Origin of the sequence: Chryseobacterium cupriresistens, assembly GCF_046614675.1 — a bacterium.
GTDB classification, from domain to species: Bacteria; Bacteroidota; Bacteroidia; order Flavobacteriales; family Weeksellaceae; genus Chryseobacterium; species Chryseobacterium cupriresistens.
This window is the reverse complement of sequence record NZ_JBKKJT010000002.1, coordinates 49,517-73,706: the sequence shown is the minus strand read 5'-3', so window position 1 is coordinate 73,706 and position 24,190 is coordinate 49,517. Positions and strand designations below refer to the sequence as shown.

20 protein-coding genes are annotated in these 24,190 nt (G+C 36.9%); 14 read left to right on the top strand and 6 right to left on the bottom strand.

Annotation, left to right across the window (positions count from 1 at the left end; all coding sequences use genetic code 11):
- Positions 1 to 94: 94 nt before the first annotated feature.
- From tsf to ACLI50_RS05525, 8 genes are all read left to right on the top strand, one after another.
- Positions 95 to 919 (top strand): translation elongation factor Ts, encoded by an 825-nt coding sequence (tsf, locus tag ACLI50_RS05560; RefSeq protein ID WP_110011476.1) that lies wholly within the window; start codon positions 95 to 97, stop codon positions 917 to 919.
- A 299-nt stretch (positions 920 to 1,218) separates the two neighbouring features.
- The gene (locus ACLI50_RS05555; RefSeq protein WP_411413347.1) at positions 1,219 to 4,050 is read left to right on the top strand and encodes a T9SS type B sorting domain-containing protein; all 2,832 of its coding nucleotides are present in this window, start codon (positions 1,219 to 1,221) and stop codon (positions 4,048 to 4,050) included.
- A gap of 223 nt (positions 4,051 to 4,273) precedes the next feature.
- Entirely contained in the window at positions 4,274 to 7,672 is a 3,399-nt protein-coding gene (locus tag ACLI50_RS05550; protein WP_411413346.1) for a T9SS type B sorting domain-containing protein, read from the top strand.
- A 203-nt stretch (positions 7,673 to 7,875) separates the two neighbouring features.
- Positions 7,876 to 8,670: a hypothetical protein gene (locus tag ACLI50_RS05545; protein ID WP_411413345.1), complete on the top strand. Its 795-nt coding sequence runs from the start codon at positions 7,876 to 7,878 to the stop codon at positions 8,668 to 8,670.
- 284 nt (positions 8,671 to 8,954) lie between these two features.
- On the top strand, positions 8,955 to 9,719 hold the full coding sequence (locus tag ACLI50_RS05540) for a DUF6759 domain-containing protein (protein ID WP_227943326.1): 765 nt from the start codon (positions 8,955 to 8,957) through the stop codon (positions 9,717 to 9,719).
- Positions 9,720 to 9,815: 96 nt separating this feature from the next.
- Complete coding sequence (trmB, locus tag ACLI50_RS05535) at positions 9,816 to 10,493, top strand: tRNA (guanosine(46)-N7)-methyltransferase TrmB (protein WP_411413344.1); 678 nt, start codon at positions 9,816 to 9,818, stop codon at positions 10,491 to 10,493.
- A 15-nt stretch (positions 10,494 to 10,508) separates the two neighbouring features.
- On the top strand, positions 10,509 to 11,201 hold the full coding sequence (locus tag ACLI50_RS05530) for a DUF6759 domain-containing protein (RefSeq protein WP_411413343.1): 693 nt from the start codon (positions 10,509 to 10,511) through the stop codon (positions 11,199 to 11,201).
- A gap of 6 nt (positions 11,202 to 11,207) precedes the next feature.
- A complete protein-coding gene (locus tag ACLI50_RS05525) occupies positions 11,208 to 11,645 on the top strand; it encodes a DUF6759 domain-containing protein (protein ID WP_202841588.1) in 438 nt (145 codons plus the stop codon).
- Between the two features lie 198 nt (positions 11,646 to 11,843).
- Here the strand turns inward: ACLI50_RS05525 and rpsB are convergent, their stop codons facing one another.
- The 3 genes from rpsB to rplM form a co-directional block, all read right to left on the bottom strand.
- Entirely contained in the window at positions 11,844 to 12,605 is a 762-nt protein-coding gene (gene rpsB / locus ACLI50_RS05520) for a 30S ribosomal protein S2 (RefSeq protein WP_002976219.1), read from the bottom strand.
- Between the two features lie 207 nt (positions 12,606 to 12,812).
- A complete protein-coding gene (gene rpsI / locus ACLI50_RS05515; RefSeq protein WP_002976218.1) occupies positions 12,813 to 13,199 on the bottom strand; it encodes a 30S ribosomal protein S9 in 387 nt (128 codons plus the stop codon).
- Between the two features lie 6 nt (positions 13,200 to 13,205).
- Entirely contained in the window at positions 13,206 to 13,661 is a 456-nt protein-coding gene (gene rplM / locus ACLI50_RS05510) for a 50S ribosomal protein L13 (protein ID WP_002976217.1), read from the bottom strand.
- A gap of 348 nt (positions 13,662 to 14,009) precedes the next feature.
- Here rplM and ACLI50_RS05505 point away from each other — a divergent pair, with 348 nt between their 5' ends.
- On the top strand, positions 14,010 to 15,107 hold the full coding sequence (locus ACLI50_RS05505) for a DUF3667 domain-containing protein (RefSeq protein WP_137905661.1): 1,098 nt from the start codon (positions 14,010 to 14,012) through the stop codon (positions 15,105 to 15,107).
- A gap of 41 nt (positions 15,108 to 15,148) precedes the next feature.
- On the opposite strand, the gene ACLI50_RS05500 is transcribed toward ACLI50_RS05505, so the two are convergent.
- The gene (locus ACLI50_RS05500; RefSeq protein WP_202841590.1) at positions 15,149 to 15,481 is read right to left on the bottom strand and encodes a hypothetical protein; all 333 of its coding nucleotides are present in this window, start codon (positions 15,479 to 15,481) and stop codon (positions 15,149 to 15,151) included.
- A gap of 203 nt (positions 15,482 to 15,684) precedes the next feature.
- Here ACLI50_RS05500 and ACLI50_RS05495 point away from each other — a divergent pair, with 203 nt between their 5' ends.
- The 5 genes from ACLI50_RS05495 to ACLI50_RS05475 all read left to right on the top strand — a co-directional run bounded on the left by ACLI50_RS05495 (position 15,685) and on the right by ACLI50_RS05475 (position 23,121).
- On the top strand, positions 15,685 to 16,083 hold the full coding sequence (locus tag ACLI50_RS05495; RefSeq protein ID WP_047435683.1) for a hypothetical protein: 399 nt from the start codon (positions 15,685 to 15,687) through the stop codon (positions 16,081 to 16,083).
- Positions 16,080 to 17,327 carry a hypothetical protein gene (locus ACLI50_RS05490; RefSeq protein WP_411413342.1) on the top strand — a complete coding sequence of 416 codons (1,248 nt, stop codon included), beginning with the start codon at positions 16,080 to 16,082 and terminating at the stop codon, positions 17,325 to 17,327. Before ACLI50_RS05495 ends, ACLI50_RS05490 begins: the two co-directional genes overlap by 4 nt.
- 257 nt (positions 17,328 to 17,584) lie before the next feature.
- Positions 17,585 to 20,932 (top strand): methylmalonyl-CoA mutase family protein, encoded by a 3,348-nt coding sequence (locus ACLI50_RS05485; RefSeq protein WP_202841592.1) that lies wholly within the window; start codon positions 17,585 to 17,587, stop codon positions 20,930 to 20,932.
- Positions 20,933 to 21,086: 154 nt separating this feature from the next.
- Positions 21,087 to 21,797 carry a Dph6-related ATP pyrophosphatase gene (locus ACLI50_RS05480; protein ID WP_411413341.1) on the top strand — a complete coding sequence of 237 codons (711 nt, stop codon included), beginning with the start codon at positions 21,087 to 21,089 and terminating at the stop codon, positions 21,795 to 21,797.
- A gap of 211 nt (positions 21,798 to 22,008) precedes the next feature.
- Entirely contained in the window at positions 22,009 to 23,121 is a 1,113-nt protein-coding gene (locus ACLI50_RS05475; RefSeq protein ID WP_411413340.1) for a serine hydrolase domain-containing protein, read from the top strand.
- Between the two features lie 17 nt (positions 23,122 to 23,138).
- Here ACLI50_RS05475 and ACLI50_RS05470 read toward each other — a convergent pair whose 3' ends face one another.
- Both ACLI50_RS05470 and ACLI50_RS05465 read right to left on the bottom strand, forming a co-directional pair.
- Positions 23,139 to 23,858, bottom strand: coding sequence for a hypothetical protein (locus ACLI50_RS05470; RefSeq protein WP_411413339.1), 720 nt, complete (start codon positions 23,856 to 23,858; stop codon positions 23,139 to 23,141).
- Positions 23,855 to 24,178 (bottom strand): PadR family transcriptional regulator, encoded by a 324-nt coding sequence (locus ACLI50_RS05465; protein ID WP_123279028.1) that lies wholly within the window; start codon positions 24,176 to 24,178, stop codon positions 23,855 to 23,857. The genes ACLI50_RS05470 and ACLI50_RS05465 overlap by 4 nt, the downstream gene beginning before the upstream one ends.
- Positions 24,179 to 24,190 lie beyond the last annotated feature (12 nt).

Genomic DNA, 24,190 nt, shown 5'->3' with positions numbered 1-24,190 from the left:
ATTTTTTAGTTTATCATTAAAATCATTATCTTTGCACTGCTCTAAAATTAAGCTAAAAATTAATACTAATCTTAAATAAAAAATAATAGATATTATGTCTTATACACCAGTTGCTGCAGATGTAGCTAAATTAAGAAACCAAACAGGTGCAGGTATGATGGACTGCAAGAAAGCTCTAGTTGAAGCTGAAGGAGACTTCGAAAAAGCGGTAGATATCCTTAGAAAAAAAGGACAAAAAGTTGCTGCTAACAGAGCAGACAGAGAGTCTACTGAAGGGGCAGTAATCGCAAGAGTAAACGAAGACAACACTTTAGGTGCTGTAATTTCTTTAAATTGTGAGACTGACTTCGTTGCTAAAAACGAAGCATTCGTTGAGCTTGCTTACGAACTAGCTGAAATGGCGATCTTTGCTGCTACTAAAGAAGAGCTTTTAGCTACAGATTTCCACGGAATCACTGTTGCTGAGAAATTAGTTGAGCAAACAGGAGTTATCGGTGAGAAAATTGAGATCGGATCTTTCGAAAGAATCCAGGGAGCTTTCTTAGGAGCTTACATCCACGCTGGAAACAAAATTGCTGCAATCACTTCCCTATCTGCTAAAGTAGACGGAGCTGAAGAAGCTGCTAAAGCTGTTTCTATGCAGGTTGCTGCAATGAACCCAATCGCTCTTGACGAAACTGCGGTATCTCAGGAAACTATCGACAGAGAGTTGGAAATCGAAAGACACAAACTTACTGAAGAAGGTAAACCTGCCAACATTATCGACAACATCCTTAAAGGTAAAATGCAGAGATTCTACAAAGACAACACTTTGGTACACCAGGATTTTATTAAAGACGGAAGTATCTCAGTTGCTGATTATGTAAAATCTGTAAACGCAGACTTAAAAGTAACAGGATTTGTAAGAGTAAGCCTATAAGCTGACTTTTTCAAGAAATATAGAATCCCGGTGAATTTCACCGGGATTTTTTATTGACACTATTCATATCTATAGATACGATCAAACATTTGAAAAAAATTAATAAATCTAAATAATTCACATATTAAAGAGATAATGACTAAGCATCAGAAAGATCAAGTCCAGCCGCTAATTACCAGTTTCATACCCAAGAAGGCATTTAATTAAAAATAGACGACTTTTATTTAACATTTATTTAAATTTTATTAAAAGTATTTCATTTTTTATTTTATTTTTGTAGAAATCCTAATTCCATACTCATGAAAAGATTTCTACTCAGTTTGGTATTAATTTTTTTGACAATTAATACACTCTTTGCACAAAGGGATACCGAGCACTGGATAGCTCCCTATTACGACAGTGTTGGCGGCAACAGCTATGTCAACATGCTCTATCTTTCCACAGACTCTCCAACTCCCGTTGATGTAACCATTTACAATAATAATGCTCCAGTAACCACCGTTACAATCAGTAAAGGTAGCCCGCAAACTTATAAAGTTACCAACAGTCTTATTTCTGCTACCACTACTACTGACGCATTTGTTGTGGGTAATAAGGGATTGTATTTAAAAGCAGCCAAGCCTTTTTACTGCAGCTTAAGACTGGCTCAGAGTGTTCACGGGGAAGTAATAACCAGTAAAGGAAAAGCCGGAATTGGAAAAACATTTTTCGTGGCTGCCGCTCCCAACACCAATACCAGCAGTATTCAGAATTTTACGGCAGGTGTCCTTGCTACCGAAGACAATACCAATGTAACCGTATCATGGAATCCTACTGCCGGAGTTGTTTTTATTAATGGAAATCCTACTGGAAATACTCAGACTTTCACTTTACAAAAAGGACAATCTTTCATTCTTGCAGGATCCGGTTCTCAGTCCGGAAATAAAACAGGCTTTATCGGTGCCAAAATTGTTTCTGATAAGCCTGTAACGTTGACTAATGGAAGCTGTAATGCCAACTTCTCTGCTTCAACAACAGGAAGTGATCCGGTTCTCGATCAATCTGTTCCGGTTGACAGACTTGGGAATACTTTTGCCATGGTAAAAACAAGATCTACTCAACCTTCCTTAAATATGGAGGGAGGTCTTATTGTTGCTACCGAAGATAATACTGAAGTATATTTAAACGGCGGAGGTACTGCTGTTGCAACACTTGCTGCCGGAGAATGGTACAGAATTAACGAAACCAGCTATGTTGCTCAGGGCACATCAGGACATTCAAATATGTTCATTTCCACCACCAAAAATGTATATTTATACCAGTTTATCGGAGTTTTGCAAAGTGATGCTACCAATGGATTCAACTATATCCCGCCATTAAACTGTTTCCTTCCAAGAAAAATTGATGAAATCGGGAAGATTAATGAAATGCCACTTGGAGTGGGAGGAGCCAGCTCTACTCCCAGTGATCTGGTAGTAAAATTAAACATTCTAACAGAGGCTGGTGCTACTGTAATGTTGAATGACGCGCCTCTTCTCCCTGAAGCAGGTCCTTATCCCCTTGCAGGAAATGCCAACTGGGTAACGTATGCCATCAACAGTGTAACCGGAAATATTAAGATTACGTCTACAAAAGCTGTAACAGCAGGTATCAATGGAGGATATAGCTCTGCAGGATACGGTGGTTATTTTGCAGGATTCTCTTCAATCCCTGTTATTGCAAAAAAAACAGGTGAATGTGTTCCGGGAATCGTTCTTGAAGTAGATGATGGATATGAAACCTACCAGTGGTTCCGTGACGGAGTTGCCATTCCGGGTGCTACCAGCTATACCTACACACCTACACAATCAGGAAATTACACCGTAAAAGTAACTATGGGAACTTGTCCTCCTGTGACAACTCCGATTTATAAAGTACAAAACTGTTTAAAAGAAACCACACAGGCTCTTAATGCTTGTTCTACTAAAATTATTACCCCGACATTTACTTCTTCCACTCAGACTGTGGTTCCAAGTACGGTAGTAATTTTGACTCCTCCTACCAAAGGAACAGCCGTGGTTAATCCAAACGGAACGATCACTTATACCCCTAATCCGGGATATCTGGGACCAGACAAAATCGTTTATAAATTCTGCGGAAACTCAGTTGAGTTTACAGATTGCGAACAGGTAACCTTAAACCTTACTGTAGTACCATTCATTGTAACGGATACTTCTATTAAGGCTTGCTGGTATGATGTAGATCCTTATGCTTATTTTGACCTTACCAAAGCAAAGGTAACAGATTATAATGCTGTTACAAAAAAATATTATCGTACTCTGAATGACCTTACTGCAGGTATCAATGCAATCACAACACCAGAAAATTTCCCTTCAACAGGAGGATTTGTATATGTGAAAGTAACTACTGCTGAAGGATGTACGGCAAATGCCAAAATTGAATTAATTGTACTTCCAATTAAAAAGTCTCCGGTCCTTGTAGATCAGTACATCTGTATGGATGCTAAAACTAACCTGGATGCTGGTCCTGGATATGATTCATATCTATGGAGCACAGGAGCTACCACATCAGGTATCAGAGATATAGGTGTTGGGGAATACACCGTAATCCTTGGTAAGAACGGATGCTTCCTTACCCAGACTGTAAAAGTTAAAAAAGTGGAAGATCCGGTAATCCAAACTATTGAAATCAACAACAATACAGCTACTGTCATTGTAAGCGGTGGTAAAGCACCTTTCAAATATGCGGTTGATGGAACTGCTAACTGGCAGGATTCAAATACCTTCACAGGTTTAACAAGAGGTCAGCACACATTCTATGTAAAAGATTTTTATGACTGTACGCCTATTGCTGTAGAAGTCACAATTCCTAATCTGCTCAATGCAATTACCCCTAACGGAGATAATGTAAATGATTATATAGATTACAGCGAACTGGCTTATAAGGAAAATCTGAGCTTTGTAGTGTATGACAGATACGGAAACATGGTGTTTACCGGAAACCGATTCAACAACTACAGATGGGATGGAAAACATTTTGATAAAAAGCTGGGAACAGGAACATACTGGTACCATATCAGCTGGAATGAATCCAACAAAGAAAAGACTCCAATAAAATATACAGGTTGGATTCTGGTTAAAAACAGAGAGTAATAATTAGTTTAAAACTATATTGAATAAGCCGCGATCGTCTGATCACGGCTTATTTTTATTAATCTTTCCCAGTAAATTTATCTGATAATTATGTTAAAAACAGAAAAAAAATAATACAAACTTAAACTCTTCTTAATCACTATTTCAAAATCATATTTTTTTGTTCTATTTTCAATAATTTAATACTTTTTATCACTAAATTTGCTACAAAGACCACCGCTGAATGAAAAAAATTTTATCTTTTTTGTTTATGCTTTGCATATTCATCTCTGCTTTTGCCCAATTGGACCGGGAGCATTGGTTTGCTCCAATGATAGATAGAACGGGCGCTCCCAATCCTTATCAAAAACTGTATTTATCTACCAACAGAACAACTCCTTTTCCTGTAAATATTTATAACAATAATATTTTAATCGGGACAGTAAATATCAGTAAAAATAATCCCCAGAAGTTTGATGTATTAAGGGATTATATTATTACCAAGCTGCAGGGAGATTTATTTACCCCAACAACTAAGGGATTATATCTTAAGGCTGAATTTCCTTTTTATGCCAATTTAAGGTTTTCAGTATTTAATCATGCAGAAATCATTACTTCCAAAGGAATTTCTTCCACAGGACTAAAGTTTTACGCTGCTGCTGCTCCTATTACTGTGAGCAACTCCATTCTGAATTTCATGACCAGCATACTGGCAACTGAAGACAACACCATTGTTACTGTTTCCGGCTACAGTCCTACTGTACAATTTTCAAATGGAATGACAGGAGCCGCCAACCCGACGATGACATTTACCTTAAATAAAGGGCAGTCTTATATTATTGACGGAATCGGCAACATAGCAGGCAACTTTAATGGCTTCATTGGCGCAAAGATTACTTCGAATAGACCTGTGAACGTAACCAATGGAAACTTTAACGGTCAATATGCAGGAAATTATCCAGTTAGTTCAGATATTTTAATGGATCAGGCAGTACCTGTCAACAGACTTGGAAATGAATTTGCCATTGTAAAAGGAAGCGGACCGATTGGTACCCGTACAGAAGGGGTCATTGTAATTGCTACTGAAGACAATACTCAGATCTTTGTCAATAATGAAATCCTTCCTGTAGCAAACATCAATGCAGGAAAATATTTCATTATTCCCGACTCCAAATACATCCTTCAGGGAAATGGTCATTATAATTTATATCTCAAAACATCTAAAAATGCTTACGTCTATCAGATTTTAGCTGGAGATTCAAATGCAGGAAGTGAAGTATTTACCGGGGGATTCAATTTTATTCCCGCGTTAAACTGCTATCTTCCCAAGCAGATTAATGAACTAGGGCTTATTAATGAAAATTTTGTCCATTCCAACGGCCACCCCGGAGGTATTCTGAATATCACCACAAAGTTGAATATTATTACAGAAAGAGGAGCTAACGTTACAGTTAACGGTACAAATCCTCCTGCAATAACAGGTCCTTACAATATGACAGGCACAACGAATTGGGTTACCTATGGTATTCCCAATGTGACAGGTACTATTACCGTAGTATCAGACAAGGCAATAATGGCTGGAATTACTGCCGGAAGTGATGCCGTAGGATACGGAGGTTTTTTTGCAGGCTTTCCTACGCAGCCAGTTATTTTACAATCTGGAGGCGGCTGTATTCCAGGAATGGTTCTTACCGTAGATCCTTTAATTTATGATACCTACCAATGGTACAGAAACGGGGTTATTGTTCCGGGAGCTACCACTTCGTCCATCACCCCTACTTTACCGGGATATTACACATGCTCTGTAACTATGGGAAGTTGCGCGCCCTTGGTTACTGAACAATTTAAAGTTCTGAACTGTACAAAACTTACCAATACATCCTATAATGTATGTAATGCTAAAACCATAGCTCCTGGATTCAGTAGTTCATCACAGACTCCTAACCCAAGCACTGTAGCTGTTACGACAGCACCTTCATTAGGCACAGCTGTTGTAAACCCATCTACCGGTAGCATTACTTATACGGTAAATACTTTGGGTACATCAGGGACAGATACATTCACTTATACATTCTGCGGAGATGATCCTGACTTCCCGGATTGCGAAACAGTCACTGTTACCCTGAATATTCAGGCTCTAACAGTAATGAATGCAACATTATTTGCCTGTGATATCAATGGGCAGGGAACATTCAACCTGACGACAGCAAATGTGACCAGCAATTCACCTGTTACCATTACTTATTACCCTACCCTTCTGGATGCTCAGAATGAAAATGCAGCGACATTGATCACTAATACAACCGCCTATACCGCAACTAACGGAACAATCGTATACGCAGTTGTTAATGACCATATTGGCTGTAAAAATATTGCACAGATAACACTATCCCTTTTTAATAAAGCTATTGTACCGGATAACTACAATGGTGTTTTCTGTGATGATAATCTCGATGGAACAGTTACAGTCGCACTTTCCAATATAACCCCAATTGTACTTAACAATCCGAATTACTTTACTAATGTAAGATACTATGCCAGTCTTGCAGATGCCAATGCAGGAAACAACAATACCCTTCCAAACAGCTGGAGCTATACAGCCACCACTACCATTTACATCAGAGTAGATTCTCCTGACGGGTGCGCTTCTGTGATCAAACCTTTGCAATTCAGTATCGGAGCTAAAATACCATTAATTACAAAAACCGTTACAGAAAGTACCTGCGATGATGATCTGGACGGAATTAAAAGTGTCAATTTAACACAGTTTATTCCTCAGTTTACCCTGGATCCCAATGTAACTTACACTTTTCATGCAACTTTAGCAGATGCTCAGAATAATGTAAATGCGGTTTTATCCCCAGTGAATATTACTACTTCACAGACTTATTATATCCGTTTTGAAAAAAATGGAGTTTGTCCTGAAATAGGAACTCTGAAAATCAACATTAAAGTTCCTAAAAAATCAGATATTTTAACAGATAAAGCAATTTGCCCGAAAACCACTACCACACTTAATGCAGGACCAGGATTTGAAAAATACCTCTGGAGTACAGGAGCTACCACTCCCTCCATTACGAATGTTGCCCCTGGAAATTATTGGGTAGAGCTTACCTTTAATGGCTGTGTATACAAGCAATATGTAAATGTTACGGAACTGCCACTGCCTATAATAACCACTATTGAAATTGATGGAACAACTGTAAAAGTTGGGGCAAGCGGCGGTACACCTCCTTATGAATATTCTTTAGATGGAGTGGTATGGCAGAGTTCTAATGTTTTTTACAATGTACCAAGAGGAGCACACAATGTATTTGTAAGAGACTCTAAAATGTGTGAAGATGTTAAAAAGCCATTTGCCATTATTAATCTGATCAATACCATTACTCCGAATGGAGATGGTTATAATGAAGTAATAGACTATTCTGCTTTAATGAAGAATGATAATCTCGTATTCCGGATCTTTGACCGATATGGTGCAGAAGTTTTCAGAGGAACCCCTGAAAACAGATACACCTGGGACGGAAGAGTGGGCGGCAGATATGTTCCTACAGCAAATTACTGGTACTTTATCACCTGGACGGAATACGGCTCCAACCTTATGATAAAATATACAAGCTGGCTGCTGGTAAAACACAGATAATACGCAAAGCCGGAAGAAAGGACACCAGAAATTTAATTAATTCTTTCTTCCGGTTTTTTTTATTGAAATCCCCCATTTTTGAATATATGGCAAGTTTCTAACACTCCTTAACAATTAAATCCCAAAGTTTAATATAACTTTAACCACTATTCTTTATCTAATTACACAAAATTGCTTTATTTCTATGTAATTTTGTGCATTATATGAAGAAACTGTTTACTCTACTGCTATTGGTTTTTCTGGCAAAAATTAATGCACAAATATATTCCGGGGAGGTATTTCTGAGAGACAACTCTATTTTATATCTCAATCAGGTGTATGTCACCAACCTGAATACACAAAAAACCGTTCTCACGGACTACAATGGTAATTTTAATATTCCTGCCAATATCGGGGACGTGATCCGGTTTACCTCTATTGTGACCGAAAGAAAAGACATCAAGCTGACTCCTCAATCTATGGAGCAGAAAAATCTGGTTGAGCTCAAAATTGCGTATTACGAAATTCAGGAAATCGTTCTCAGCAGGTTTAAACCTACCGGAAATCTTCGGTATGATGTAAACTCTTTAAGAAAAGAAGACAAAGCATACGCTCTAAAAAAAGTAATTGGTCTTCCTGAACCAAAAGGTGACGGAACACCTCCGGAACTTCCTGTTGCCGGACTCCGGGATGGAGGGCTTAACTTCAGCCTTGAGAGCATCTATGATATTCTTTCCGGAGAAAGAAAGAAAAAACAGCGTTATCAGGCTTATGAAAGAATGAACAGTTCCATAGCACAGATTAAAAATTATCTGGGTAAAGATTATTTCACAAAATTTAAAATACCGGAAAACTTAATTGATAACTTTCTTCAGTTTGTATATTCCTCAGAAAATATTCAGGCTTATGTTTTGGCGGGTAACTTTGAAGCAATAAAAGTCCCTATTGAAAAATATCTTCCTATTTATCAGAAAAGATTAAGAAGCTCGCATCTTCAGGAAGTTGTAGGCAGCAATTAATAAAAGAATCATTTGAAATATTTTATACCTCATGTACGTTACATGGGGTATTTTTTATTGAATGGCTGAAAAACAGCAATGAAGCTTCACTAGAGCAGCTACACTATGGATTATTCAACTTTTAGAACATATTATTCTTCAATATTCAAAAATATGTTTAATTTTATCTCACAAACAAGTGTTTAAAATAAAAACACTGGTATTTCGTTATCCAAATAAAAACTAACCGATCCGTGAAAGCAAATTAAAAGAGAAACACCAAATTTCTAACTTAATATGAATTAATGAAAAAAGTACTTTTACTTCTTTGTTGTATGTTTTTCGTTACTATGTCTTCTCAAAAAAAAGGGAAAGACTACAGTGATATTTTGAAAAGTAAGAATATTTACGAGATCAATGCTTTTTTACGGGATGCCCATCCTGATGATCCCCGAAGGTCCGTTCTTAAACCAAGGGTCATGGAAATGATGAAAGAGTATATCAAAAATGCACATCCTGCCGATCAAAAAGTAAAAGATATGCAGGAAATGCTTGCTATGCTGCGGAGAAGACCTTCTACCAAAATTACTTTTGATGAAATGAATGCCATCATCAAACAAAAACAGATTGCAAAATATAAAGCTGAGCTTGCGGCAAAACAATCTACTACAGTGTATACCCCAAGCACTGCTCAAAATACATATGTTGTAAATGCTGCTGCCAATACTGCCGTTCCCAATACTGAAGCAGAAGAATTCAACATGCTGATGGCAGTGTCTCCTGTAGAACATAAAAACAGAACTGTAAAGATCCTGAATTCCTTATTTGATAATGATCCCAATACTAAAGAATGCATCGTTCTGATTCAAAATAAATCAGACTGTAATATCATTGTAAGAATGGAAGGTGTAGGAACCACCAAATACAGGCTGGCAGTTCCTGCTCAGGGTGAAGGTTCCATTGTGATAGATAAAGGGCAATATCTTTTCACCAGCCTTGTTTGCGGGGCCCAATATGCGTCGCAAAAAACAATTGAAAGGCCAATTATGGTGGCTTTAGGAGGCCATTAACACAAACCAGGAACGAATGATCTCTATGTCTTTTACGACCAAAAGACATAGAGACTCCATAAATTTTCACTATTTTTGCACTCATTTTATAACTCAATGGGCAAGAATAAATTAGCAAGATTTGCAGAAAACAAAATATTACCGAATGTCATTCAACCAACAAGAGAAGATGCTTTGAATGGTTTCGAACTTAAAGGAAAATGGAGAGAAAATTTCTTTAAAAACGACAATCCTATTGTACTGGAGCTGGGCTGCGGAAAAGGAGAATATTCTGTAGGACTCGCAAAAACATTTCCTGAAAAAAACTTTATCGGGGTTGATATTAAAGGGGCAAGATTTTGGTTTGGCGCTAAAGAAGCTATAGAAAACAACATGACTAATGTAGCTTTTCTGAGAACTCAGATCGAACTTGTAGATTATTTCTTTACAGAGAATGAAGTAGATGAAATCTGGATTACATTCCCTGATCCACAGATTAAATACAAAAGAACAAAACACAGATTAACACATCCGGATTTTTTAAACCGATATAAAAAGTTTCTGAAGCCAGGAGGTATTATCCACCTGAAAACCGATTCAGAATTCCTGCATGGGTATACGCTGGGATATTTACAGGGAGCAGGTTATGAGATCATTTCTGCTCATCATGATATCTATGGCGCCCCGGAATACGACCCAAATACGGAGCATTTGAGAGATATCAAAACGTATTATGAAGAGTTATTCTCAGCGAAAGGAAAAACCATAACTTACATCAAATTCCGGATAAGCTGATGAAATAAAAACCTGATGAAAAAAAATTTTTTAACGATTTTATTCTTCACATTTCTTATTCCCGGTTTTACACAGGCTCAGAAAAGCAGTAAAGATATTCTAAAAAGCACGAATATTAAAGAAATTGAAGAATACCTAAAGAATGCACACCCTGATGATCCCAAAAGAACTGTGCTGAAGCCTAAGCTTATTGCTTTAAAAAACTCTGAATGGACAAAGGGAGCCCGTACTGCCAAACCTATGGAAGCAAGGCCTGTTATCTCCGATATCCCTAAAAGCATTATGAGAAACCCTAATTCAGATGATGCTGAAGAGTTTAAAAAACTTATCGCAGAGACTTCTGCTGAACATAAAGAGAAAACAGTGAAGCTTCTGAATGCAATGTTCAATGAAGATATTACACGCAAGGAGGCTATACTCTTATTTAAAAATAATTCTGATTGTAATATTGTATTGAGAGTTGAGGGAAAAGACTTCTATAACCTCGCTGTTCCGGCCCACGGAGAAAATTTTATTGTGATCAATAAAGGTTCATACACGCTTAGTAGTAACATCTGTGATATAAAATATTTCTCCCAGAAAGATATTAAAAAAAGTATATTTGTAACGGTGGGCAGCCCAAAAATGTCCGAAACGCAAGCCAGTGCAATCAAAAAGGATGAGGTTCAGAAAAACAAGCCATCAAACAAAAGAAAAATCAAAAAATAAAATAGTATGAAAAAACTATTAGTTTTTGCCGGAGTTTCAATAATCTTTGCCGGTTGTAATGTAAATTACGGCGGTTATCCGGGAAGAACCTCCTATCCTGCCGGTAATTCAACAGGCAACAGAGCCAATACAGAAAGAGAATATAATGAACTTATAAAGACCTACAAGCCGGAAACAGCTGAAGTTCTGAACGACCTTCTGAATAATGATGATCCGAAGAATCCCAGGACTTCTATTTCTGTAGAAAACAAGTCTCCATGCAATATGGTGCTTACAGTAAGCGGGGGTAATTTCTTCAAGAAAATCCCCATTGGTGCAGGGAAAATTGGATATACCATGGTTCCTAAAAATCAAAATTACAGACTATCGGGTATTCTTTGTAACTCGGTATACCAGTCTACAAAGTTTATCACAACTTCTTATTCTATAAAACTTTCAAATTAAGATATAACCGGCAGAATTCTGCTGGTTTTTATTTTAATGAATATTCTGACCCTTTATTAAGGCCTGCAGAAACAAATACACTTAAAGCGGAGAAAACATAACATCAAAAATAAGAATCCAAAGAAATGATTTCTGATATAAATAAAAAAACGCTGGATCGAAATCCAGCGTTTTTCCTATATTAAAGAAAATCTTCAATTATTCCGCATCGAAATCAGCATCTGTATCAGCAGATACTTTTTCTCCTTCTTCTTTAGATTTTTCTTTATCAGCTTTTCTCTGAGACTGACCTTCTTTGATAGATTCAGAAACTACGCTAAGGATCATATCAATAGACTTAGAAGCATCATCGTTTCCTGGGATAACGAAGTCAACTTTTCTAGGGTCAGAGTTTGTATCAACGATACCGAAAACTGGAATACCTAATTTCTTAGCTTCAGTTACCGCGATGTGTTCTCTCAAGATATCAACTACAAATACAGCAGATGGAAGTCTCACCATGTCAGCGATAGAACCTAAGTTCTTCTCAAGGTTAGCTCTTTGTCTGTCAACTTGTAATCTTTCTTTTTTAGATAAAGTTTCGAATGTACCGTCTTTTTTCATTTTGTCGATAGCATTCATCTTCTTTACAGCCTTTCTGATAGTAACGAAGTTCGTTAACATACCACCTGGCCATCTTTCTGTAATATAAGGCATATTAAGTTCAGAAGCGTGTTTTGCAACTACTTCTTTCGCTTGCTTCTTAGTAGCTACGAAAAGAACTTTTTTACCTGCAGAAGTTAATTTTTCTAAAGCGTTGCAAGCTTCATCCAATTTAACTGCTGTTTTATGTAAGTCTACAATGTGAATACCGTTTTTCTCCATAAAAATGTATGGAGCCATATTTGGATTCCACTTTCTGGTCATGTGACCGAAGTGTACGCCAGCCTCTAAAAGGTCTTTTACATTTGCTTTTGCCATGTTTTCTGTTTTTGTTAGTTTACTTTCCGTCTTTTAAACAATCAACAACTTCTTTAGATGGGAGAAGCGTTTGGATGCTAAACGTAACGGGCAATTGGCGGTCTGCTTTTTGCTTTTGGCAATGGGCTTTTCGCCGAGATTAAGTTTAAAAAAAATTTAATACATTCCTGTAGCCAATAGCCATAAGCCATCTGCCAACGAGAAATCTTAACGTTTTGAGAATTGGAATCTCTTTCTTGCTTTTTTCTGACCTGGCTTCTTTCTTTCCACCATTCTTGCGTCTCTTGTAAGTAAACCAGCTGGCTTCAATGCTAATCTGAACTCAGCGTTGATTTCGCATAAAGCTCTAGAAATACCTAATCTGATAGCTTCTGCCTGACCTGTATTACCACCACCGAATACGTTTACGGTAACGTCATACTGACCAACAGTCTCAGAAAGGATAAACGGTTGGTTTAATTTGTAAACCATCACGTCTGTAGAGAAATATTCTTTAGCATCTTTACCGTTTACTGTAATAACACCAGAACCTGGTTTTACATAAACTCTAGCTACAGAAGTTTTTCTTCTTCCGATTTTGTGAACTATAGACATAATTAATTATTTAAATTCGTTAACATTAATTGTTTTTGGCTGTTGAGCTTCATGTTTGTGCTCAGTTCCTTCATATAAGTAAAGGTTCTTAAGGATAGCAGCTCCTAATCTGTTTTTAGGTAACATACCTTTTACAGATTTCTCTAATACCTTTAAAGAATCTTTCTTCTGAAGTTCAGCCGCAGTCATAGACTTCTGTCCACCAGGATATCCTGTATGCCAGATATAAGTCTTATCAGCCCACTTGTTTCCGGAAAGTGTAATTTTCCCAGCATTCAAAACGATTACGTTATCACCACAATCTACGTGAGGTGTGTAGTTCGTTTTGTGCTTACCTCTCAAAATCTTTGCAACCGTAGAAGCTAATCTACCTAACGGCTGTCCTTCAGCGTCTACCACAACCCATTCTTTATTAGCAGTAGCTTTGTTCGCTGAAACAGTTTTGTAACTTAATGTATTCACACGTTTTAGTTAAAGATTAAACATAATTTACCCCTAAAAGGGTGTGCAAAGGTACAAATTATTTTTGTAACCCAAAAACATATTTTATTTAATCTATATAATCCATGTGTTATACCCCTCTATCAATAGATTTTAACATTATTTACAATTTGGCATAAAACTTGCGAACTTATGAGCCGGTGAAAAAAAACACTTCGAAGATTCTAAAAACACAATGAAACAGCAAAGAGTTTATTCCCTCAACTCTTTCTTTTTATTAAATTTACTTTAAAGATTTCCGTAAAACACCTGGATATAATTATAATTTCATTGAAATATTTATATTTGCGTTAATCATATTCTATATCCATGAGTCACGGAAAACTAAGAGAAGACAAAACCTGCCTGAACTGCGGGCATCAGGTTGAAGAAAGATACTGCCCTCACTGCGGACAGGAAAATACTGAAAGACGGCAGCCCTTTTATTTTCTTTTTACCCATTTCATTGAAGATTTCACGCATTATGACGGTCAGTTCTGGGGAACTGTAAAAAACCTGTTATTTAAGCCTGGTAAACTGACTAATACTTATCTTGAAGGGAAAAGACAGAAGTTTGTACCCCCTGTAAAGCTTTATATTTTTGTCAGTTTCATTACATTTTTTGTGTTTGCCCTTTTTCCTATGGTTAATATTGGTTCTTCGAAAGAGAGAAATACCGGAGAAAATGGCAAGACGAATCTTCTGAAAGTCATGAAGCCTGTTGAAAAACAAAAGCTGATAGACAGTATAAAAGCAAAAAAACATCTGAATGGGGAAGACTCTCTTGCCATTGAAGGACTGAAAGCAGTTCCCGACTCTTCTGAAATAGAAGATATCATTGACATGGACAAAAAGATAGATCCGGATGTCAGTTTTGGTGAATACAAAACCCGAAAGGCTTATGATTCGGCTAAAGCCAAAAATCCGTCATCTCTTACTTTTATTGAAGCCCCAATTGTTCACAAATTCTTTGAACTTAAAGAAAAAGGGGTGAAGAAAAAAGAGATTATGGCCGGTATGGTAGAAAAGTCTTTCCACAATCTTCCCAAAGCACTTTTTATCTACCTTCCTCTTTTTGCATTCTTTTTATGGTTTTTCCATAGTAAGAAAAAATGGTGGTATTTTGATCACGGAATTTTCACGCTGCATTACTTCTCATTTTTACTGCTCACCATCTTATTCATTTTCTTACTCTCCAAATTAGCGGGTCTCACAGACCTCTGGCCGGTTAATACCATTTTGTATTTAGCAATATCAATCCTGTCATTGTACACGATGGCCTATTTTTTTATTGCCCACCGGCGCGTTTATCGTGCTCATGGTTTGGTAAGCATTATTGTCGGGATGATATTATTCACCATTAACTTTATTGCCTTCATGTTTTTACTGCTGGGTCTTGCCCTGATCAGTTTCATGATGATTCATTAATAAAAAAAAGAGACTGTCGTATCGGACAGCCTCTTTTTTATTTATTTTCTCAGTGACTTTGTTGCCCTGAAACTTGCGATGACATAATAGGCCACAAATACCATGGAAAACTTCAGTATAGATGGAATAGCCAGTTCAAGTTTAAAAATTAAAGTACCAGCCCCAACCAGTATAGCCATCACTACAAAAGATAGCCCCAGCTTTTTAGCCAATGTAAAATCCGGAGTATCCAAATAATAAGCAATACCCCAGGCAGCACCAAAAGCAACGGCATAATATAACTCCAAACCGATGTTTTCTGAACTTAAAAGGAAATAATTAATCAGGAAGCTTACTATAGTTCCCAATGCGAAATATATCAACGCTTTTTGCATGTCTGTAAAAATATGCTGCAAAAATAGAAAATTTAATTGTGGCGCAGAATCATTGGAACTATTTAATTATTGAATAAAAGACTGCTTTTATATTTTAAAAGCAATACAATATCACCCAAAAAGGTAATTGAATACCAATATTACAAATTATACATTTGAAATAGAATTAAGAGCTGAATCCACAAACCCAAAAGTCAACAGACATGAAAAAAATCCCTCAAAAAACAGTAAAAATCACTCACTTTAAAGAAAATAATGTTGAAGTGAATGTAATAATCAGTGCCAACACACAATTTGGCGACCCTCATTTTATCATTAATGGAAAGAGAATAGATGATAATAATTTAAATGACGATAAATTCTCTTTCACCATTCCAAAAGCAGATTTAGCATCAGATCATTTACTTTTCGCGACTTCTTTCAATATTAATATGCAGGTAAATCATCTGCAGATTTTAATCAATACATGCAGGATAAAGTTTGAATTTCCTCAGATTCCTTCCAGGAATTTTCATTTCAATCCTTTTGAAGGTAAAACAACTGATGATTTATCCGGCAAGTTTATCTATGGTGTTTATAAATACATAAAAGTTGAGCTATGAAAAAGATAGTACTACTAGCAGCGCTGATGTCTAATATGACATTATTGTTTGCTCAAAGCAAAGAAATCAGTGCAGAGTTAAACAAACTCGAGCTTTCCAATGCACCAAGTGTAATGCTTCTCGGCCTGGCAAGTTCTGATCTGGAGACCCCGAAATCAAAAAAGGCTTTTATGTCCAGTATTGTCAATTCATTCAGCGAGAACGACGGTCTTCCCAATGCCTATGCAGTAGAACTTACTCCTACTCATTTATTTCCACTGACGGAAATGGATGCTTTAAAGTATGCCGGCATTAAAAGCATTAAAAAAACAGATAATAGTTATGAGTATAAAAATAACATTTTCAGTGAAGCCAAAAACGTTTCTGTCTCATTTGCCTTTCTGAGAAATTATAAAATTGAAGATCTTGACACTGAAAATCCTTCGGTATCTTTTTCATTACGTACCACAGTATTTAAAATAAGAAATAAAAAAAACATAGAGGCTATTACAGACTCAAATAAAAATATTTCAAAGGCCTTAACTGATATTCAGACAGAGTTTGAAAAATCAAAGGAATATAATGATATAGAAGCATCCAATGCCAGTCCGGATGAAAAAAACGAGAAGAAGGCAAAAGCATTTGAAAAATTTGCCACAGAGTATTACAAAGCGGAAACTGAAAAATATAAAAAGTACCTGGACGAAAAACCTGCTTTTCAGCTGGATGTCGCTTCTGCCTACAGTACTTTCTTTTTAGACAATCAGTTTAAGAATAATCAATTCGGGAAATTGGGATTCTGGATGACCATGAGTTCCGGGATCAATCTGGAAAGAACAAAAACTCCACAGAAAAAAGAAGATCAAAATAATGAAAAATCAAAAGTAATCATCAAAGAAGCCTCCACCACAGATGCTTCAAAGATCGAAAAAAGATTAAATTTCTATGCCGTTGCGAGATACATGCAGGATAAAACGGTTTATGATGCAGGCAGCGGATTCAGCAGGACTGATAATTATGATTTCGGTGGCAAAATAGAGCTTGTATACAATAGATTCTCTATTGGCTATGAGTTCATCTACAGAAGCAGCGATCTGGATGATACCTACCGTTCCAATGGAGTCATCAACTATAAAGTGTCTGACAGTGTGTATATCAATGCTGCCTTTGGAAAAAATTATGGTGACAAGAATAATCTTATTACATTTTTAGGATTAAACTGGGGGCTGGACAGCAAAAGAAAAACACTTTTTTCAGAAAAATAATAATAGAGATTTTTTATGAAATAAAGGCCAAACTTCATGACACAAAAGAAAAAATGTCAGCGGGATATTATCTGCTGACATTTATATTTTTACAGAATAGTGTAGTAATCTGTAAAATACAGACCCAGCCTCTAACAAAGTATTTCGAACTTAAAAAACAATTATCATAAACGTTTAAAAATCAGAATTTTACCCTACAATACGAGGTTTTTATTTTATTGCTATATTTGAGAACTTAGAAACTGTCTAGAATTTTTATGGAAACCCAAAAATATACTCCAACCAACAAGGTAAGAATCGTAACTGCTGCCTCATTATTTGATGGGCATGATGCTGCGATCAATATTATGCGTCGTGTCATTCAGGGAACAGGATGCGAAGTGATCCACCTGGGACACGATAAATCAGCAGAGGAAGTTGTAAATACAGCCATCCAGGAAGATGCCAATGCTATTGCATTAACTTCATATCAGGGAGGTCACAATGAATATTTCAAATATATCTATGACCTTTTGAGAGAAAAAAACTCACCGCAGATCAAAATTTTTGGTGGCGGAGGCGGTGTAATCCTTCCGGAAGAAATCAAAGACCTTATGTCTTATGGTATCGACAGGATTTATTCTCCGGATGACGGCCGTGAGCTTGGGCTTCAGGGAATGATTGATGACCTGGTACAACGATCAGATTTTGCAACAGGAAAAGATGTTACAGCAAAAGATCTTGACAATATCAGCTTTGAAAATCCATCAAGTATTGCACAAATCATCTCAGCCGTAGAAAACTTTTCGGAAGAAAAACCTGAACTTGTAAAAGCTATTGACGAAAAGTCTAAAGATCTGACTATTCCAATCATTGGTATTACAGGTACCGGAGGAGCAGGTAAATCTTCATTAACGGATGAACTGGTAAGACGTTTCTTACGTTCCAATACAGACAAAAAAATCGCTATTATTTCCATTGACCCTTCGAAAAAGAAAACCGGAGGTGCTTTATTGGGAGACAGAATCCGTATGAATGCAATCAATGATCCAAGAGTTTATATGCGTTCTATGGCAACCAGAGAAAACAACGTTTCTGTTTCTCCATTTATTCATTCTGCACTGAATGTATTAAAACTGGCTCATCCGGATGTCATCATCCTTGAAACTTCGGGAATCGGGCAGTCTGGTTCAGAAGTTTCTGATTTTGCAGATGTTTCCATGTATGTAATGACTCCTGAATACGGAGCTTCTACTCAGCTGGAAAAAATCGACATGTTAGACTATGCGGATCTGGTAGCATTGAATAAATCTGACAAACGTGGAGCACTGGATGCTCTTCAGGCCGTAAGAAAACAGTTCCAGAGAAACCATTTGCTATGGGAAAGCCCATTAGATGATATGCCGGTGTATGCTACCAAGGCGTCTCAGTTTAATGATCATGGAACAACAGAATTATACAACAGATTAATTTCAAAAGTAAACGATAAATTCTCCGGATTGAATCTAAAAACTTTTGTAGAACAGGAAGTGACAGAAGAAGTAACGATTATTCCTCCAAAAAGAGTCCGTTACCTTTCTGAAATTGTTGAAAACAATAAACAATACGACATCAATATTGAGAAACAGGCTGAACTGGCCAGAAAAATGTATCATATTGAAGGCGTAAAAAATATCATTTCCAATGATATTCTGGATGCTGAATACCAAAAGGCGGAAAAAGAGCTGCAACAAGAAAATATCGATTTCCTGAAGACCTGGGATGATACAAAAAAAGCATTCCATGCAGAGTTTTATTCTTATTTCGTAAGAGGAAAAGAAATTAAAGTTGAAACTTCTACTGAGTCTTTATCTCACCTGAGAATTCCTAAAATTGCATTACCAAAATACAATGACTGGGGTGATCTGATCAGATGGAAAGGCCAGGAAAACCTTCCGGGAAGCTTCCCTTACACGGCAGGTATTTATCCGTTCAAGAGAACCGGTGAAGATCCTACAAGGATGTTTGCAGGAGAAGGAGGCCCTGAAAGAACCAACAGAAGATTCCATTATGTTTCTGCAGAAATGCCTGCAAAACGTTTATCTACTGCATTTGACTCTGTAACCTTATATGGTCAGGATCCTGCTTTACCACCGGATATTTATGGTAAAATCGGGAATGCGGGAGTTTCTATTGCAACACTGGATGATGCTAAGAAATTATATTCCGGATTTGATCTTGTCAACGCACTAACTTCGGTTTCAATGACGATCAACGGTCCTGCACCGATGCTGTTGGCCTTCTTTATGAATGCTGCCATCGATCAGAATGTTGAAAAATATATCAAAGAAAACGGTTTAGAGTCTAAAGTAGAAGCTAAGCTTAAGGAAAAATTTGACGATAAAGGGTTAGAAAGACCTAAATATAACGGTGAACTTCCTCCATCCAACAATGGTTTGGGATTACAGCTTTTAGGATTAACCGGTGATGAAGTGATTCCTGCTGATATATACGCAGAAATTAAAGCTAAAACAATTGCTACGGTTCGTGGTACTGTTCAGGCGGACATCTTAAAAGAAGACCAGGCACAGAACACCTGTATTTTCTCTACAGAATTTGCCTTAAGATTAATGGGTGATGTTCAGGAATATTTCATCAGAGAAAAAGTAAGAAACTTCTACTCTGTTTCTATTTCGGGATACCATATTGCTGAAGCTGGAGCCAATCCGGTTTCCCAATTAGCATTTACACTGGCTAACGGGTTCACTTATGTTGAATATTATTTAAGCCGTGGAATGGATATCAATGATTTTGCACCGAACTTATCTTTCTTCTTCTCCAACGGTATCGATCCTGAATACTCAGTAATCGGACGTGTAGCAAGAAGAATCTGGGCAAAAGCGATGAAATTAAAATACGGAGCAGACGAAAGAAGCCAGATGTTGAAATACCACATCCAGACTTCGGGACGTTCACTGCACGCTCAGGAAATTGATTTCAACGATATCAGAACCACGCTTCAGGCACTGTATGCGATCTACGATAACTGTAATTCACTTCATACCAATGCTTATGATGAAGCGATCACTACTCCTACCGAGCAGTCTGTAAGAAGAGCGATGGCAATCCAGTTAATCATCAATAAAGAATTAGGATTGGCTAAAAACGAGAATCCGCTTCAGGGATCATTCATCATTGAAGAATTAACGGATCTTGTAGAGGAAGCTGTATATACGGAATTCGACAGAATCACAGAAAGAGGCGGTGTTCTCGGAGCGATGGAAACGATGTATCAGCGTTCAAAAATCCAGGAAGAATCTATGCATTACGAATGGCTGAAGCATACCGGTGAATATCCTATTATCGGAGTGAATACCTTCTTAGGAAAAGATGGTTCACCAACCGTTCTACCGGGAGAAGTTATCCGTTCTACGGAAGAGGAGAAACAGGCACAGATTGAGTCTCTTCACAACTTCCAGCAGGCCAATGAAAATAAGTCTGAGGAAGCTTTAAGAAAACTTCAGCATGCAGCCATCAACCAGCAAAACTTATTTGAGGTGATGATGGATGCTGTGAAGTACTGTTCTTTAGGACAAATTACCAACGCTTTATTTGAAGTAGGCGGTAAATACAGAAGAAATATGTAAGGCTATACAGCAAACATTTTTATAAATCAAACCTCAAAGGATTTCTTTGAGGTTTTTATTTTAATTGTAATAAAAACCAAGAACACTATTTCGTCATCTGATTTAATTTCAAAACCCTTCTTAAATCCTTATTTTTGACAGATTTATTTTTACAATGAAACCAAAAGCATTATTCAACTGGAGCAGCGGAAAAGACTCTTCCCTTGCTCTTTATAAAATACTAAAGGAGGATCAATATGAGATTTCTACACTGCTTACCAGCATCAATCAGGAGTTTCAAAGGATTTCTATGCATGGAGTTCATGTATCGCTTTTAGAAAAACAGGCAGAAAGCCTTGGGATTCCTTTGATCAAAATGGAACTTCCAAAAGAACCATCCATGGAAGAATACCAACAGATCATGAGTAAGACAATGACTGAAATTCAGGCTCAGGGCATTACCCATTCCATTTTCGGAGATATTTTTCTGGAAGACCTGCGAAAATACAGGGAAGACCAATTAAATGTTATCGGTATGAAAGCCTTATTTCCTCTATGGAAACAAAATACAACTGACCTCATCCGTGAATTTCTGGACCTTGGTTTTAAAACGATTGTAACATGTGTGAACGGATCTTATTTTGATAAAAGCTTCGCCGGAAGGATTATTGATCAGCAATTCATTGATGACCTTCCTGAAAATGTAGATCCGTGCGGAGAAAACGGAGAGTTCCATACCTTTACTTTTGATGGACCTATTTTCAAAAATCCTGTTGAATTCAAAATCGGGGAAACCGTCAAAAAGACTTATCCTAAGCCTAAAACAAGTCCTGAAGAAGAAGACGGAGAATATGTTTTCTGGTTCAGTGACCTGATATTAAGATAAACCTGCGAGCTTTCTTCCACAGGTTCTTTCAATGTATTATTTCCTCAGCAACACCCTTATTCATAACATTGAAATATTCCACAAAAGCTGATTAAATCTATATAAAGTTGTTCCAGCAGCCTATCCTAGCACGCAATTTGCTTCTCTTAATGCTCTTCAGGATATTTTAGTATCTTTAAGAGTATAATCATCATTTAAAAATACAACACCTGTGATCAAAAATTTATTATTCCTGTCTTTTTTCTGTTTTTTATTTTCCTGTACAACAACTGAGGGTCCAAAAATTGCCCCGGTTGATAAAAAAGCAATTATAGACTCTACCATCTCAGCTTTTCAGAAAACACTTTTGGAACAACAGATTGATTCTGCTTTTAAAAAGTATCATTTCAATGGAAGCATTGCTGTTTTTAAAGACACCATTCCTCTTTACAGAAGAGAAAACGGATATTCTGATTTTAAGAAGAAAACTAAAATTGACAGCAATACCATTTTTGCGATAGGATCTGTGAGCAAACAATTTACCGCTGTTTTAATCTTACTTCAGATGGAGCATGGAAAACTGAATGTGACAGATAAGGCTTCAAAATACCTGAAGGAATTTCAGATCAAAGAATATGAAAACATTACGATTCACCAACTGTTAAACCACACTTCAGGATTGAACCTGATGGGTGGAAAGCTGATGTTTAAAAGCGGATCAGATTTCTATTACTCCAACGATGGTTTTAATGCACTTGGAAAAATTGTGGAAAAAGTCTCCGGAAAATCCTATCATGAAAATGCATTGGAACTTTTTAAAAAAGCAGGAATGTCCCATTCTTCAACAGGAGACATTTTCAAAGGAAATAACTTTGCCAGTGCTTATGTTGGTACTCCTGCTAAATTCTCTGAGGTTCCCAATATGCCGAAAAGATTAGGCGGGTCGGAAATCGGAACACCTGCCGGAGGAATACTATCTACCATTGGGGATCTTCATTTGTGGAATAATGCCCTGTACAACGGGAAAATTCTAAAACCCGAAACTTTGAAGCTCTTCATGGCCAAAAGTGCGGAAAGACACCATGCTATCTTTGGGAAAATGGGTTATGCTTACGGAATTATGCTTAACATCGGCCAGCCCAATTCCTATTTTCACAGTGGTTATGTAAAAGGTTCTCCTTCTTTAAATATTTATTATCCGGACACCAAAACGTCTGTGATTATTCTGTCTAATATTGCAGATGAAGAAAGAGGAAAAGGCGCGATCTTCAGACCTCATATTGAAGTAAAAAAGATCACTGATCATCTTGAGAATACACTGAACCAACTTCGATCAAAACATTAGTTTTAGCACCCATTTGTTTACACGAGCTTCAGAAATTCCTGCATCTTGACTAAATTCTTTTTATGCTCAAGAAAATTGAATACCGCAAAAGCAAGAGCTGCCTGTAATACAAATGGAAGAATTAAGGTTACCAGAACCCCGGCAACATCTGCATAATTCTGTTCTCTGAAAAACTGGTAGGCATGTTGCCCGTTCCTTATGGCCACCTGCGTCATGGAGCTGGCACACACAACCATTAATCCAAGATTCTGCTGATACATGGTATAGAGACATTTTCCTTTGTATTTAAAGTCTGCTTTTATATACTTCCAGATTTTGTGATTAAAAATCCATATCAATATTGTTGTCACTACAAATGAACCATTCAGAAGTCGGAAAAACAGTTTATATTCTTCCTGATTTCCTGCCATAAAAATTAGTAACAGATTAACAGCAAATGCCAGAGCAGCTACCATCAATGATTTTTTGAAAATCCCTCTGTATTTCTCCCGGATAATTCTTTTGGCAATCAAAGGAATTTTTGTAGGATAAAATAAAAAATAATTAACCATTTTAAACTCATTGCTCCATGATTCTTTTACCTTCAAGAAAGCGTCCTCAAAATTGATATTCTCATTGCTTTGAATATCCAAAATCTGACTGATCATATGATCTCTGATTTCTACCAGAATATCCAGAGACAACTCTTGGACCACCAGATAATCTGTAATTTTATTTTCCTGTGCTTCAGTCATCATATGTTAAATATTGTCTGTAGGTTGAGTAAATAACTTTTCATCTCAGTTTCCTGTTCTGCCTGTTGTTTTTTTCCTTTTTCAGTCAACAGGTAATATTTCCGGTCTCTCCCATTAATCTTTTGAATTTCGGAAGTAATCATTCCATCGCTTTCTAATTTATGCAGCAATGGATAGAGCGCTCCTTCTGTCATTTCAAGTTCACCCAAAGTAAGTTCTTTAGCTCTTTGGGTAATCTGATAACCATACATCTTCACTTCTTTCGAAAGGAGCTTTAAAATAATATTCTGTAAAGTACCCTTATAGAGACTATTTTTTTTCATAGAATGGTTTAA